A 13,259-nucleotide genomic window follows, 5' to 3' on the forward strand; every position below is an offset into this window, starting at 1 on the left:
CATCGTCGCTACGAGCGACCACTTGCCGCGAGGCGAGCATGGCGGGTCGGTGTCTCAGACCGCAGTGACGGGCGCTCCTCCTCAGGGAGGGGCGCCCGTTGCCGTTCCCGGAGCGCTCCAGGCGCGTGACGCACGCCGCACCGCCCCGTCCGGCGGGGCTTCCGCCCACCCCCGCGCTCTCGTATGGTGGAAGAGCCTTTCCGTAAAGCGGGGCTGGTTACCGTGTACCGGCTGGTAGGTGGGACGATCGGATGATGCGCAGGGCATCCGAGCTCCTGGGACAGCGCATAGGGAAACAAGGGAAAGCAGAGGAAGTCGGCCATGGCAACGGCGCCTAGCGTCTCGTATTCGATGACGGTGCGACTGGAAGTTCCCGCGAGCGGCACCGCCGTCAGCCAGCTCACCACGGCCGTGGAGTCCTCCGGCGGGTCGGTCACCGGCCTCGACGTGACCGCCTCCGGCCACGAAAAACTCCGGATCGACGTCACCATCGCCGCGACGTCCACCGCGCACGCGGACGAGATCGTCCAGAAGCTGCGCGGTATCGAGGGCGTCTCGCTCGGCAAGGTCTCCGACCGTACGTTCCTGATGCACCTCGGCGGCAAGATCGAGATGTCGTCGAAGCACCCCATCCGCAACCGTGACGACCTCTCCATGGTCTACACGCCCGGCGTCGCCCGCGTCTGCCAGGCCATCGCGGACAACCCCGAGGACGCCCGCCGCCTGACCATCAAGCGCAACAGCGTCGCGGTGGTCACCGACGGCTCCGCCGTCCTCGGCCTCGGCAACATCGGCCCCAAGGCCGCGCTGCCGGTCATGGAGGGCAAGGCGGCCCTGTTCAAGCGGTTCGCCGGCATCGACGCCTGGCCGATCTGCCTGGACACCCAGGACTCCGACGCCATCGTGGAGATCGTCAAGGCCATCGCGCCGGGCTTCGCGGGCATCAACCTGGAGGACATCTCGGCGCCCCGCTGCTTCGAGATCGAGGCCCGTCTGCGCGAGGCCCTCGACATCCCGGTCTTCCACGACGACCAGCACGGCACCGCCATCGTCGTGCTCGCCGCCCTGACCAACGCGCTGCGCGTGGTCGGCAAGAGGATCGAGGACGTCCGCGTCGTCATGTCCGGCGCCGGCGCCGCCGGTACGGCCATCCTCAAGCTGCTGATCGCCGCCGGGGTCAAGCACGCCGTCGTCGCCGACATCCACGGCGTCGTCGACGCGGGCCGCGCGGACCTGGTCTCCGCCGACCCGGACTCCCCGCTGCGCTGGATCGCCGACAACACCAACCCGGACGGCGTCACCGGCACCCTCAAGGACGCCGTCGTCGGCGCGGACGTCTTCATCGGCGTCTCCGCCCCGAACGTCCTGGACGGCGACGACGTCGCGAAGATGGCCGACGGCGCGATCGTCTTCGCGCTGGCCAACCCCGACCCGGAGGTCGACCCGGCCATCGCCCGGCAGACCGCCGCCGTCGTGGCCACCGGCCGCTCGGACTTCCCGAACCAGATCAACAACGTGCTGGTCTTCCCGGGCGTCTTCCGCGGTCTGCTGGACGCCCAGTCCCGCACGGTGAACACCGAGATGATGCTGGCCGCCGCGCGCGCCCTCGCCGACGTCGTCCTGGAGGACGAGGTCAACCCGAACTACATCATCCCCAGCGTCTTCAACGACAAGGTCGCGGGTGCCGTGGCCGGTGCGGTGAAGGACGCGGCGAAGGCCGGGGACGAGGCTGTGACGGCCACCACGGCGCTCTGACGCCCCACGGGCCCCCGGCACGGCGCGTCGCGGACGGGCCACGCCGGGCGGCCCCTAGGGTGGCGGACGGCAATCGGCCGGCCACCCCGCGTGGTGGGCTCCGAGCGGTTACGGGTGCGGAACGTCACGCCGACCGTGGCGCTGACGCTTTCCGTGTGACCCGCCAGGGTGCCGGATTGGCTTTACCGCCGCAGGTGGGGGCAGGATGCGTAACCGGGCGCGAGGGTCTGGCAGCAGACCCGGGTCCGGGGACTGTCCGAGGGCCCTGGCAGCATCGGCTTCGCTGTGCCTGATACGCGGCTCGGCCGCAGGGCACGCCCATTGGCAAGAAGAACACGGGAGTACAAAAATGAACCGCAGTGAGCTGGTGGCCGCTCTGGCCGATCGTGCCGAGGTGACCCGCAAGGACGCCGACGCCGTTCTGGCCGCTCTCGCCGAGACCGTCGGTGAGGTTGTCGCCAAGGGCGACGAGAAGGTCACCATCCCCGGCTTCCTGACCTTCGAGCGCACCCACCGTGCCGCTCGCACCGCTCGTAACCCGCAGACCGGCGAGCCGATCCAGATCGCCGCCGGCTACAGCGTGAAGGTCTCCGCGGGCTCCAAGCTCAAGGAAGCCGCCAAGGGCAAGTAAGCCCCTCAGCACGGCCTCAAGGGCGGCCGCCCCCTCCCCGGGGCGGCCGCCCTTCGTCGTCCCCGCAGGCGGCCGCACGGGGCGCGATCCCGCCCGGCGCACGCTCCCCGTGGTGCGCCGGGCGCCCGCAGCCGCCCGTACGCGCCCGCAGGCGCCCCGCTGCGGACCGGACGGGCGGCTCCGGGCAAAAGGGGACGGGACGGCGGCCGGGCGCCGCCAGCGGGCCGGTCACGGGCCGTGCACAAGGCGGAAAAGGCCGCCCCCGCTCCGTACGGGAGCGGGGGCGGCCTTCGTGGCGCGGTGCGGCGGGGTCAGTCCCGCGGGCCGCCGTTCGGCAGCTCGACCTTGCCGCCGAGGCTGACGAGCTTGTCCATGAAGTTCTCGTAGCCGCGGTTGATCAGGTCGATGCCGTGCACCCGGGACGTGCCCTGGGCGGCGAGCGCCGCGATCAGGTACGAGAAGCCGCCGCGCAGGTCGGGGATGACCAGGTCGGCGCCCTGGAGCTTGGTCGGCCCGGAGACGACCGCGGAGTGCAGGAAGTTGCGCTGCCCGAAGCGGCAGGCGGAGCCGCCCAGGCACTCGCGGTAGAGCTGGATGTGCGCGCCCATCTGGTTGAGCGCGGAGGTGAAGCCGAGCCGCGACTCGTAGACCGTCTCGTGGACGATCGACAGGCCCGACGCCTGGGTCAGCGCCACGACCAGCGGCTGCTGCCAGTCGGTCTGGAAGCCGGGGTGGACGTCGGTCTCCAGCGCGATGGCGTCCAGCGAACCGCCCGGGTGCCAGAAGCGGATGCCCTCGTCGTCGATCTCGAAGGCGCCGCCGACCTTCCGGAAGGTGTTCAGGAAGGTCATCATCGACCGCTGCTGCGCGCCACGGACGTAGATGTTGCCCTCGGTGGCCAGCGCCGCGGACGCCCAGGAGGCGGCCTCCAGGCGGTCCGGGAGGGCGCGGTGGGTGTAGCCGTCGAGCTTGTCGACACCGGTGATCCGGATGGTCCGGTCGGTGTCCATCGAGATGATCGCGCCCATCTTCTGGAGCACGCAGATCAGGTCCTCGATCTCCGGCTCCACCGCGGCGTTCGACAGCTCGGTGACGCCCTCGGCCAGGACGGCGGTCAGCAGCACCTGCTCGGTCGAGCCGACCGACGGGTACGGCAGCCGGATCTTGGTGCCGCGCAGCCGCTGCGGGGCCTCCAGGTACTGCCCGTCGGCGCGCTTCTCGATCGTCGCGCCGAACTGCCGCAGGACGTCGAAGTGGAAGTCCACCGGACGGCCGCCGATGTCGCAGCCGCCCAGGCCCGGGATGAAGGCGTGGCCGAGGCGGTGCAGCAGCGGGCCGCAGAAGAGGATCGGGATGCGCGAGGAGCCCGCGTGCGCGTCGATGTCGGCGACGTTGGCGCTCTCCACGTGCGACGGGTCGAGGACCAGCTCACCGGCCTCCTCGCCCGGCCGCACGGTCACCCCGTGCAGCTGGAGCAGGCCGCGCACCACGCGGACGTCACGGATGTCGGGAACGTTGCGCAGCCGGCTGGGGCCGCTGCCGAGCAGGGCCGCCACCATGGCCTTCGGTACGAGGTTCTTCGCACCGCGAACCCGGATCTCGCCCTCCAGCGGGGTGCCGCCGTGGACAAGGAGTACGTCGTCAGTAGAGACGGTCATGGATCTCGCGTTCCTGGAGACGGGCAGGGCCAAGCAGAAATGGTAAGGGGGCCGGAGGGGGTGTCAGGCGGCGCGAGTGGGCTTCCGGCCTGTAAGGGCTTTGTCACAACACGCTCGGCTACGATCATTCTTTGTTCTGTAATCGCCAGTTGGCCGAAAATGGGCCCTTTGTCCTGAATGTGGCATTCGGGGCGGGTGGTGTGCGCCGGTGCTGCCGCCGTACGCCCTGCCCTGCACTCGTACAGGTGTGGGCATTGACTCCCCGCTCCGGCCGGAAGTGCGGGATCATGTCGCCATGACCGAGGTGTCCTCGCTCACAGGCCGGCTGCTCGTCGCGACGCCCGCGCTCGCCGACCCGAACTTCGACCGCGCGGTGGTGCTGCTCCTCGACCACGACGAGGAGGGCTCCCTCGGCGTGGTCCTGAACCGTCCCACCCCGGTGGGCGTCGGCGACATCCTCGCGCCCTGGGCGGCGCTCGCGGGCGAGCCCGGCGTGGTCTTCCAGGGCGGTCCGGTGTCGCTGGACTCCGCACTCGGCGTGGCGGTCATGCCCGGCGGGCTCGCCGGCGCGGACGACGTCCCCACCCTGGAGAGCGGGGTCCGCCCCGGCCCGGGCGGGACCGCCGCCGCCGGGCCGCGGCCGGACGACACCCGGCGCGGCGGCGCGGCGGGCGAGGAGCCCGTCGGCTGGCGGCGGGTGCACGGCGCGATCGGCCTGGTCGACCTGGAGACCCCGCCGGAGCTGCTCGCCACCGTCCTGGGCAGTCTGCGGATCTTCGCGGGGTACGCGGGCTGGGGCCCGGGCCAGCTGGAGGACGAACTGAACGACGGCGCCTGGTACGTCGTCGACTCCGAGCCGGGCGACGTCTCGTCCCCCGACCCCGAACACCTGTGGCGCGCGGTGCTGCGCCGCCAGCGCAACGAACTCGCGATGGTCGCCACATACCCGGACGACCCGTCGCTGAACTGAGCCGCCGGGCCCGGCGCCCCGCTGCCGGGCCGCCCCGTCCGCCGTCCGTCGGCTCCGTCGCCGGCCCGCGGCCCGTCAGCCCGTCGGCTCCGGCTCCTCGCCCGGCCGGGCCAGGGCGAGGAAGCGCTCCGCCAGGGGGTGGGCGCCGCGTGCGGGGACGGCCAGCCGGACGGTGACCGGCGGGGCGTTCTTCAGGCGGACGTAGCGCAGGCCGGGGTGGGTGTGGCGGCGGGCGAGGGAGTCGGGGGCCACCCCGACACCGTGGCCCGCGGCGACCGCCTCCAGCCATTCGTCGACGTTCCCGGCGGTGCACGCCAGGCGTGGCCGCCGGCCCTCGGGCCACAGCTCCGGCCCGGTCGAGCCGGTGACGGTGTTGACCACCAGCGGCAGCCCGGCCAGCTCCGTCCAGTCGAGGACCCGTCGCCGGGCGAGGACCCGCAGCGCCTCGGCGTCGGCGTCACCGCCCGGGCCGCGGTCCGCCGGACCGGGGGCTGCGGTGCGGGCCAGCGCGGCGACCCGGGGCTCGTGCAGCAGCACCGCGGTGCGGACCGCGGCGCCGCGGGGGAGCGCGCCGCGGACCACGGCGACGTCGGCCTCCCCGCTCTCCAGCCCGGCGAGCGGCGCGTCCCGCCGCACGAGGCGTACGCCGGTGCCGGTGGCGGCCGTGAAGCGGGCGTTCAGCTCGGTGCAGGCGGTGGGCAGCAGGGAGGTGAAGCCGAGCCGCAGCGGCGTGGCCTGCGCGGGGGCGCGCAGGGCGGCGGCCAGCCGGGGCAGCAGCGGGGCCAGGTCGGCGTGGAGCCCGCGGCCCGCGGCGGTCAGCTCCACCCGGCGGGTCGTGCGGTCCAGCAGCCGGACGCCGAGCGCCGTTTCCAGCGCGCGGACGGTGCGGGTCAGCGCGGGCTGCCCGATCCGCAGCCGGGCCGCGGCGTAGGTGAAGCTGCGCTCCTCGGCGACCGCGAGGAACCCGCGCAGATGCCGTAGCTCGATCCCGGCGCACCCGTCGAGGGCGCCGAGTGCGTCCAGGGCGTCGGAGGAGGGGGCGGCAGCGGCTTCGGCGGGCCGGGGCTCCGGTGGGGCGCCGGTCCCGGCGTCCGCCGCGGCGGCCCGGCCCGCGGTGCCCGGACGGGCGGCGGCCGCGGGTTCGGCGGGCGGCGGCCCGGCGGGCGGGGGCTCGGTGGGGCCGGTCATCGTGTCGCTCTCCTGGCTGTTCTTCTCCCGCGGACGGGCGGGGCGTCGGCCGCCCGGGTGGTCCGTCCGGGCCGTACCGGTTATGCCGTACCACTTATGCCGCACCAGCATAAATGCCCGCCCGCGGGCATTTCCCCGGCTATCCGGAGAGTGCCTACGTTTCCCCGGTCGACGCAGGGCGCCGACCGCCGGTCCCTCCGTGACCGGCCCGTTCCGGGGATCGACGCCCCGGCATGACTGGGGAGTTGAGCGCGGTGCGCAGAGTGGGACTGCTGATGCTGGGGGCGTTCACCCTCGGCCTGGACGCCTATGTGATGGCCGGGCTGCTCCCGGTGATCGCCGCGGACACCGGCACCCGGGTGGCGCTCGCCGGGCAACTGGTGACGGCCTTCACCCTCGCCTACGCGCTCGCCGCACCGCTGGTCGCCGGGTTGCTCGCCGGGGTGCGGCCGCGCGCCCTGATCCTCGCCGCGCTGGCGCTCTTCACGCTCGGCAACGCCCTGACCGCCGTGGCCCCGACCCTGGGCACGCTGCTCGGGGCGCGGATCGTCGCCGGTGCCGGAGCCGGGGTCTACGCGGCGCTCGCCACGGCCGCCGCCGCCGCGCTGGTGGGGCCCGAGCGGCGGGGGCGGGCGCTGGCGCTGGTGATGGGCGGGATGAGCACCGGCACCGTGCTCGGTGTGCCGCTGGGGGTGCTGCTCGCCGAGCGTGCCGGTTGGCGCGCCACGATGTGGCTGGTCACCGGCTTGGGTGCGCTGGCCCTCGCCGGGCTGGCCGCGCTGCTGCCGCCGGTTCCGGCCGGGCCCGCGGTGCCGCTGCGCGCCCGGCTGACCGCGCTCACCGATCGCGCGGTGGCGCCCGTCGTCGGGGTGTCGTTCCTCGCCGCCGTCGCCAGTCTCGGGCTCTACACGTATCTCGCGCCGGTGCTCGCGGCGTCCGGGGGCGTCCGCGAGGTCACGCCGTACCTGTGGGCGTGGGGTGCCGGCGGGGTGCTGGGCAGTGTCGCCGCCGGGCCGCTGGTGGACCGTACGGGCCGGGTGCGGGCGCTGGCCGGCGGGTTGCTGGTGGTGATCGTGGTGGCGCAGGCGCTGCTGCCGGTGGTGGCCCCGGTCGCGCTGCCCGCGGCGGCGGCGCTGCTGGTCGCCTGGGGCGCGGTCGGGTGGGCGTTCCAGGTGCCGCAGCAGCACCGGCTGCTGTCGGCGGGCGCGGAGCGCGGCACGGTCGCCCTCGCGCTCAACAATTCGGCGCTCTACCTGGGCTCCGCGGTCGGCTCGGCGCTCGGCGGGCTCGCGCTCTCGGCGGGGCTGGCGCCGTCCGTGCTGCCGTGGGCGGCGGCCGGGGTCGCCGCCGCCGGTCTGGGCCTTCACCTGGTGAGCGCCCGGCGCTCACGACACGCCGGGAGCCTGGGTACTCTTGGCAGGTATGAGCACTCTTGAGCCCGAGCCCGAGCGCGGGGCAGGAACGGGAACCCTCGTAGAGCCGACGCCGCAGGTGTCGAACGGTGACGGCGATCACGAGCGTTACGCCCATTACGTCCAGAAGGACAAGATCATGGCGAGCGCGCTCGACGGCACCCCCGTCGTGGCGCTCTGCGGCAAGGTCTGGGTGCCGGGCCGTGACCCGAAGAAGTACCCGGTCTGCCCCATGTGCAAGGAGATCTACGAGTCCATGGGCGCCGGTGGCGACAAGGGCAAGGACGGCAAGGGCGGCGACGGCAAGAAGTAGCCGCGACGCCGGCCGGGGCGATCCGGCGCGGCCACGGCCCGCCGTGCGGGGCCGGTGCGCCGCGGCAGTACGCGGGTGAGGGCCCGGGTTCTTCGTGAACCCGGGCCCTTCGCCGTGTCCGGGGGCGGGCGGACCGGTGGGGTGCGGGCCCGGTGGCCCGGTGGGCGGGTGACTGGTGGAGACCTCTGGCGAACCCTTGTCCGACCGGGCAACGCGCCTTAATCTCCTCTGAGTTGTGCACTGCGAAACGCTCGTTGCGTATGTTGCAACACTCTTGGAGGTCCCGTCATGCACCTCTCCGCCCGTCTGGCCGCCGCCGGAGCGGCGCTCGCCCTGACTGCGCTCACCGCCACGGCATGCGCCCCGGCCACCTCGGATGGCGCCGCCGGAGGCGACTCCCGGACCGGCACGCTGCGGGTCTGGCTCTTCCGGGAGGTCGGCAACGCCCCCAAGGAGAAGGTGGTCCGGCAGGCCGTCGCCGATTTCACCGCCGCGCACCAAGGCGTGCAGGTCACCATCGACTACATCCCCGTCGACACCCGCGCCCAGCGCGTCAAGGCCGCCTTCAACGACCCGTCCGGCGCGCCCGATGTCATCGAGTACGGCAACACCGACACCGCCGGATACGTCGCCGACGGCGGACTCGCCGACGTGACGGAGGAGTTCGGCGCCTGGGCCGAGGCGAAGGACACCGACCCCACCGCCCGGCGCTCGGTGACCGTGGCCGGAAAGATCTACGGCGCCCCGCTCTTCGTCGGCGTCCGCGCCCTCTACTACCGCACCGACCTCTTCAAGGAACTCCACCTCCAACCCCCGGCCACCCAGGACGAGATGGCCGCCGCCGCGCGGAAGATCCGCGCGGCCCACCCCGAGATGTACGGGCTCGCCGTCGGCGGCGCGTACACCTACGGCGCGCTGCCGTTCCTCTGGTCGGCCGGCGGCGCCCTCGCCACCGAGAAGGGCGGCGCCTTCACCGCCGCCGTCACCACCCCGGCGGCCAGGAAGGGCATCGCCGCGTACACCGGTCTCTTCGGTGACGACAACTGCCCGGCGGCCAAGTGCGCCGGGATGAACGGCAACGACACCGTCACCGCCTTCGCCGCCGGACGCGCCGGGATGGCCATCGGCGGCGACTTCAACCACCGGGCCGTCGCAGCGGGCAAGGTCAAGGGCGCCTACGGCGTCGTCCCGCTGCCCGGGCGGAAGAAGGGCGAGATCGCCCCGGCGTTCGCGGGCGGCAACAACATCGGCGTGCTCCGCAGCACCTCCCACCGCACCCTCGCCGTCGACCTGATGAAGCGGCTGGCCGGGAAGGAGACCCAGCGCGGGCTCTTCGACGCGATGGGCTTCCTGCCGACCTTCACCGACGTCCGCGCCGCGGCGGCGAAGCGGCAGCCCTACGTGAAGCCGTTCGTCGACACCCTCGACGCCGGGGCGGAGTTCGTGCCCGTCACGCCCGGCTGGGCCACCGTCGACGCCTCGCTGGTGCTGCCCACGATGTACCAGCAGATCGTCAGCGGACGGAAGAGCGTCGACGCGGCGTCCGCCGAGGCGGCCCGCGCCATGGACGGGGCCTTCCGCAAATGACCGCCCTCCGCAGCGGCCCCCGCGCCGCCCGCGTCCGCCCCCGTGCCGCGCCGCGCGGCCCCGCCCGGCGCCACGGCGGCTGGACACCCTGGCTCTACCTCGCCCCGGCGCTCGCCGTCCTCGGCGCGCTGCTGGTCTACCCGATCTACCAGCTCGGCCTGATCTCCTTCCTCGAATACACCCAGGCGCAGGTCAGCGGCGGTGAACCGACCACCTTCCAGGGGCTGGGCAACTACGCCACGCTCTTCGGCGACGGCGAGTTCTGGTCGGTCCTGCTCGCCACCGTGGTCTTCGCCGCGGCCTGTGTCCTCGCCACCCTCGCCACCGGTTGCGCCCTCGCCGTCCTGCTCACCCGGGTCCGCGCGCTGCCCCGGCTCGCCCTGATGCTCGCCGGGCTCGGCGCCTGGGCGACGCCCGCCATCACCGGCTCCACCGTCTGGCTCTTCCTCTTCGACCCCGACTTCGGCCCCGTCGACAAGGCGCTGACCGCCCTGGGATTCAGCGGCTTCGCCGACTTCTCCTGGACCTACGACCGCTACACCGCGTTCGCGCTCGTCCTCCTCGAAGTCGTCTGGTGCTCCTTCCCGTTCGTCATGATCACCGTCTACGCCGGGATCCGCGCCGTCCCCGCCGAGATCGTGGAGGCCGCGGCGCTGGACGGCGCCTCCGCCTGGCGGATCTGGCGCAGCGTCCTCGCGCCGATGCTGCGGCCGATCCTCGTCGTCGTCACGCTCCAGTCGGTGATCTGGGACTTCAAGCTCTTCACGCAGATCTACGTGATGACGGACGGCGGCGGCGTCGCCCGGCAGAACCTCGTCCTCAACGTCTACGCCTACCAACGGGCCTTCGCCTCCTCGCAGTACAGCCTCGGCGCGGCGATCGGCGTCGTCATGCTGCTGCTCCTGCTCGGCGTGACCCTCGTCTATCTGCGGCTGCTGCGCCGCCAGGGGGAGGAGCTGTGAGCGAACCGCGCACCCGGGAGGTCCGCGCGCCGGCGGCCGGAAGCCGGGCGGCCGGGGTGCCGGCGGCCCGCACCGGGGGACCGGCCCGCACCGGCCGTACCGCGGGCCCGGGCGGCACCGGGGGACCGGCCCGCACCGGTGGCCCCGCCCGTCCCCGCCGTGGCCCCCGCCGTCCCTGGCGGCTCGCCGCCGAGGCCGCGACGCTGCTGATCGCCGGTGTCGTCGCCTTCCCCCTCTACTGGATGGTCCTCTCCGCCTTCAAACCCGACGCCGAGGTGCAGTCGGACTCCCCGCGCCCCTGGACACTCGCGCCCTCCCTCGACGCCTTCCGGCGCGTCTTCCAGCAGCAGGACTTCGGCCGCTACTTCCTCAACAGCCTCCTCGTCGCCGGGACGGTGGTCGTCGCCTCCGCGCTGATCGCCTTCCTCGCCGCCACCGCCGTGACGCGGTTCCGCTTCCGCTTCCGCACCACGCTGCTGATCATGTTTCTGATCGCGCAGACGGTGCCGGTCGAGGCGCTGACCATCCCGCTCTTCTTCCTCCTGCGCGACCTCGGCACCGCCGTGCCCGGTATCGGCCTGAACACCCTCGGCTCGCTGATCCTGCCGCACCTCGCCTTCTCGCTGCCGTTCGCCATCTGGATGCTGCGCGGCTTCGTACGGGCCGTCCCCGAGAGCCTGGAGGAGGCCGCCGCCCTGGACGGCGCGAGCCGGGCCCGCTTCCTGTGGCGGATCCTCTTCCCGCTGGTCCTCCCCGGGCTCGTCGCCACCAGCGTCTTCTCCTTCATCTCCACCTGGAACGACTTCCTGTTCGCCAAGTCGTTCCTGATCAGCGCCACCGAGAACTCCACCCTGCCGATGGCGCTGCTCGTCTTCTTCAAACCCGACGAGAACGACTGGGGCGGCATCATGGCCGCATCGACCGTGATGACCCTCCCCGTCCTCGTCTTCTTCGTACTCGTACAGCGCCGACTGGTCTCCGGCCTCGGCGGCGCGGTGAAGGACTGAAGGGCCACGGAATGCCATCCCATCCCACCGGACACCCCGGCACACCCGACCACGCCGTCATTCCGCTTCCGCTCCGGGCCGAAGCGCTCCCGGACGGCGACGCCTGCGTCCTCGATGCGGCCACCGGCATCGACGCCGGACCCGGCACCGAATCCACCGCCCACTGGCTGCGCACCGCACTCGGCGCCGCCACCGCCCTGCCGCTGCCCCCGCACCACGACGGCTGCCGTACCCGCATCCGGCTGCGTACCGACCCGGACACCGCGAGCCGCCTCGGCCCCGAGGGCTACCGCCTCGCCGCCGACGGCGCCCTCCTCACGATCGACGGCGGCGGCCCGGCCGGGGTCTTCTGGGGCGCCCAGACGCTGCGTCAGCTCCTTGCCACCGACTCCGCGGACGTCTTCCGGCGCGCGCCCCTCACCCCGGGCCCCCGCGCCCTGTCACTGCCGCCGCTGCGGATCGAGGACGCCCCGCGCTTCGGCTGGCGCGGCATGATGCTCGACGTCGCCCGGCACTTCACCCCCAAGGACGGCGTCCTGCGCTGGATCGACCTGCTCGCCGCGCACAAACTCAACGTCCTGCATCTGCACCTCACCGACGACCAGGGCTGGCGGATGCCGATCGACCGGCACCCCGAACTCACCCGCACCGGCGGCTGGCGCGCCCGGACCAAACTCGGCCACCGCGCCTCCCCCTTGTGGAGCGACATCCCGCACGGCGGCCACTACACCAAGGACGACCTGCGCGAGATCGTGGCCTACGCCGCGCGCCACCACATCACCGTCGTCCCGGAGATCGATATCCCCGGCCACTCCCAGGCGGCCATCGCCGCGTATCCGGAACTCGGCAACACCGACGTCATCGACACGACCTCCCTCTCCGTCTGGGACACCTGGGGCATCAACCCGAACGTACTCGCCCCCACCGACAACGCCGTCCGCTTCTACGAGGAGGTGCTGGAGGAGGTACTGGAGCTGTTCCCGTCGCGCTACGTCCACCTCGGCGGCGACGAGTGCCTCAAGGAGCAGTGGAAGGCGTCCGACACCGCGCAAAAGCGCATCGCCGAGCTGGGCGTCGACGGTGAGGACGGCCTCCAGAGCTGGTTCCTCGGCCATTTCGCCCGCTGGCTCGCCGACCGCGGCCGGTGCCTCATCGGCTGGGACGAGATCCTGGAGGGCGGCCTCCCGGAGGGTGCCGCGGTCTCTTCCTGGCGCGGTTACGCCGGGGGCGTCGCCGCCGCCCGCGCCGGTCACGATGTCGTCATGTGCCCCGAACAGCAGGTCTATCTGGACCACCGGCAGGCCGCCGGCCCGGACGAGCCGGTGCCGATCGGTTTCGTCCGCACCCTGGAGGACGTCTACCGCTTCGAACCCGTCCCCGACGCCCTCACGGAGACCGAGGCGGAGCGGGTGCTCGGCACCCAGGCGAACGTCTGGACGGAGGTCATGGACAGTCAGGAGCGCCGTGACTACCAGGTCTTCCCACGGCTGGTGGCGCTCGCCGAGGTCGCCTGGTCCCGGCTGCCCGGCTCCGCCGACCGCGACTACCAGGAATTCACCCGCCGGATGACCGCCCACTACCCGCGCCTCGACGCGCTCGGCGTCGCCTACCGCCCGCCCGGCGGCCCCCACCCCTGGCAGCGGCGCCCCGGTCTGCTCGGACGCCCGATCGACGGGCCGCCCCCGAACGTGTGAGCCGCCGTACGGGCGGAGCGCCCCTCCCGGGGCCGGACGACCGGCCGGCCCCGGGTGCCGCGGGCGCCCCGGTGCCCCCGTC

Annotated in this window: 11 protein-coding genes; 9 read left to right on the top strand and 2 right to left on the bottom strand. The window is 73.4% G+C overall.

Annotation, left to right across the window (positions count from 1 at the left end):
• Positions 1 to 321: 321 nt before the first annotated feature.
• Positions 322 to 1,755 carry an NAD-dependent malic enzyme gene (locus tag ACF1BH_RS27395; protein ID WP_391646659.1) on the top strand — a complete coding sequence of 478 codons (1,434 nt, stop codon included), beginning with the start codon at positions 322 to 324 and terminating at the stop codon, positions 1,753 to 1,755.
• A gap of 349 nt (positions 1,756 to 2,104) precedes the next feature.
• Entirely contained in the window at positions 2,105 to 2,386 is a 282-nt protein-coding gene (locus tag ACF1BH_RS27400) for an HU family DNA-binding protein (RefSeq protein WP_004951951.1), read from the top strand.
• A gap of 311 nt (positions 2,387 to 2,697) precedes the next feature.
• Here ACF1BH_RS27400 and murA read toward each other — a convergent pair whose 3' ends face one another.
• Complete coding sequence (murA, locus tag ACF1BH_RS27405; RefSeq protein WP_391646661.1) at positions 2,698 to 4,044, bottom strand: UDP-N-acetylglucosamine 1-carboxyvinyltransferase; 1,347 nt, start codon at positions 4,042 to 4,044, stop codon at positions 2,698 to 2,700.
• Between the two features lie 295 nt (positions 4,045 to 4,339).
• On the opposite strand from murA, the gene ACF1BH_RS27410 reads away from it, so the two are divergent.
• The gene (locus tag ACF1BH_RS27410) at positions 4,340 to 5,014 is read left to right on the top strand and encodes a YqgE/AlgH family protein (protein ID WP_391646663.1); all 675 of its coding nucleotides are present in this window, start codon (positions 4,340 to 4,342) and stop codon (positions 5,012 to 5,014) included.
• A gap of 75 nt (positions 5,015 to 5,089) precedes the next feature.
• Here the strand turns inward: ACF1BH_RS27410 and ACF1BH_RS27415 are convergent, their stop codons facing one another.
• Entirely contained in the window at positions 5,090 to 6,202 is a 1,113-nt protein-coding gene (locus tag ACF1BH_RS27415) for a LysR family transcriptional regulator (protein WP_391646665.1), read from the bottom strand.
• A 254-nt stretch (positions 6,203 to 6,456) separates the two neighbouring features.
• Here ACF1BH_RS27415 and ACF1BH_RS27420 point away from each other — a divergent pair, with 254 nt between their 5' ends.
• The 6 genes from ACF1BH_RS27420 to ACF1BH_RS27445 all read left to right on the top strand — a co-directional run bounded on the left by ACF1BH_RS27420 (position 6,457) and on the right by ACF1BH_RS27445 (position 13,177).
• Positions 6,457 to 7,638 carry an MFS transporter gene (locus ACF1BH_RS27420; protein ID WP_391646667.1) on the top strand — a complete coding sequence of 394 codons (1,182 nt, stop codon included), beginning with the start codon at positions 6,457 to 6,459 and terminating at the stop codon, positions 7,636 to 7,638.
• The gene (locus ACF1BH_RS27425; RefSeq protein ID WP_391646669.1) at positions 7,625 to 7,927 is read left to right on the top strand and encodes a DUF3039 domain-containing protein; all 303 of its coding nucleotides are present in this window, start codon (positions 7,625 to 7,627) and stop codon (positions 7,925 to 7,927) included. Before ACF1BH_RS27420 ends, ACF1BH_RS27425 begins: the two co-directional genes overlap by 14 nt.
• A 288-nt stretch (positions 7,928 to 8,215) precedes the next feature.
• Positions 8,216 to 9,514 (top strand): extracellular solute-binding protein, encoded by a 1,299-nt coding sequence (locus tag ACF1BH_RS27430; protein ID WP_391646671.1) that lies wholly within the window; start codon positions 8,216 to 8,218, stop codon positions 9,512 to 9,514.
• Positions 9,511 to 10,476: a carbohydrate ABC transporter permease gene (locus ACF1BH_RS27435; RefSeq protein ID WP_391646673.1), complete on the top strand. Its 966-nt coding sequence runs from the start codon at positions 9,511 to 9,513 to the stop codon at positions 10,474 to 10,476. Before ACF1BH_RS27430 ends, ACF1BH_RS27435 begins: the two co-directional genes overlap by 4 nt.
• Before the next feature lie 203 nt (positions 10,477 to 10,679).
• Positions 10,680 to 11,483, top strand: coding sequence for a carbohydrate ABC transporter permease (locus tag ACF1BH_RS27440; protein WP_391646774.1), 804 nt, complete (start codon positions 10,680 to 10,682; stop codon positions 11,481 to 11,483).
• Positions 11,484 to 11,494: 11 nt separating this feature from the next.
• A complete protein-coding gene (locus tag ACF1BH_RS27445; RefSeq protein ID WP_391646675.1) occupies positions 11,495 to 13,177 on the top strand; it encodes a beta-N-acetylhexosaminidase in 1,683 nt (560 codons plus the stop codon).
• The last annotated feature ends 82 nt before the right edge of the window (positions 13,178 to 13,259 follow it).

The sequence above is a fragment of the Streptomyces sp. NPDC014733 genome, assembly GCF_043083385.1.
GTDB lineage: Bacteria > Actinomycetota > Actinomycetes > Streptomycetales > Streptomycetaceae > Streptomyces.

Excerpts from the sequence above, each read along its gene's own strand:
- ACF1BH_RS27395 (WP_391646659.1), top strand. The coding sequence starts at position 322 with ATGGCAACGGCGCCTAGCGTCTCGTATTCGATGACGGTGCGACTGGAA.
- ACF1BH_RS27400 (WP_004951951.1), top strand. The coding sequence starts at position 2,105 with ATGAACCGCAGTGAGCTGGTGGCCGCTCTGGCCGATCGTGCCGAGGTG.
- murA (WP_391646661.1), bottom strand. The coding sequence starts at position 4,044 with ATGACCGTCTCTACTGACGACGTACTCCTTGTCCACGGCGGCACCCCG.
- ACF1BH_RS27410 (WP_391646663.1), top strand. The coding sequence starts at position 4,340 with ATGACCGAGGTGTCCTCGCTCACAGGCCGGCTGCTCGTCGCGACGCCC.
- ACF1BH_RS27415 (WP_391646665.1), bottom strand. The coding sequence starts at position 6,202 with ATGACCGGCCCCACCGAGCCCCCGCCCGCCGGGCCGCCGCCCGCCGAA.
- ACF1BH_RS27425 (WP_391646669.1), top strand. The coding sequence starts at position 7,625 with ATGAGCACTCTTGAGCCCGAGCCCGAGCGCGGGGCAGGAACGGGAACC.
- ACF1BH_RS27430 (WP_391646671.1), top strand. The coding sequence starts at position 8,216 with ATGCACCTCTCCGCCCGTCTGGCCGCCGCCGGAGCGGCGCTCGCCCTG.
- ACF1BH_RS27435 (WP_391646673.1), top strand. The coding sequence starts at position 9,511 with ATGACCGCCCTCCGCAGCGGCCCCCGCGCCGCCCGCGTCCGCCCCCGT.
- ACF1BH_RS27445 (WP_391646675.1), top strand. The coding sequence starts at position 11,495 with ATGCCATCCCATCCCACCGGACACCCCGGCACACCCGACCACGCCGTC.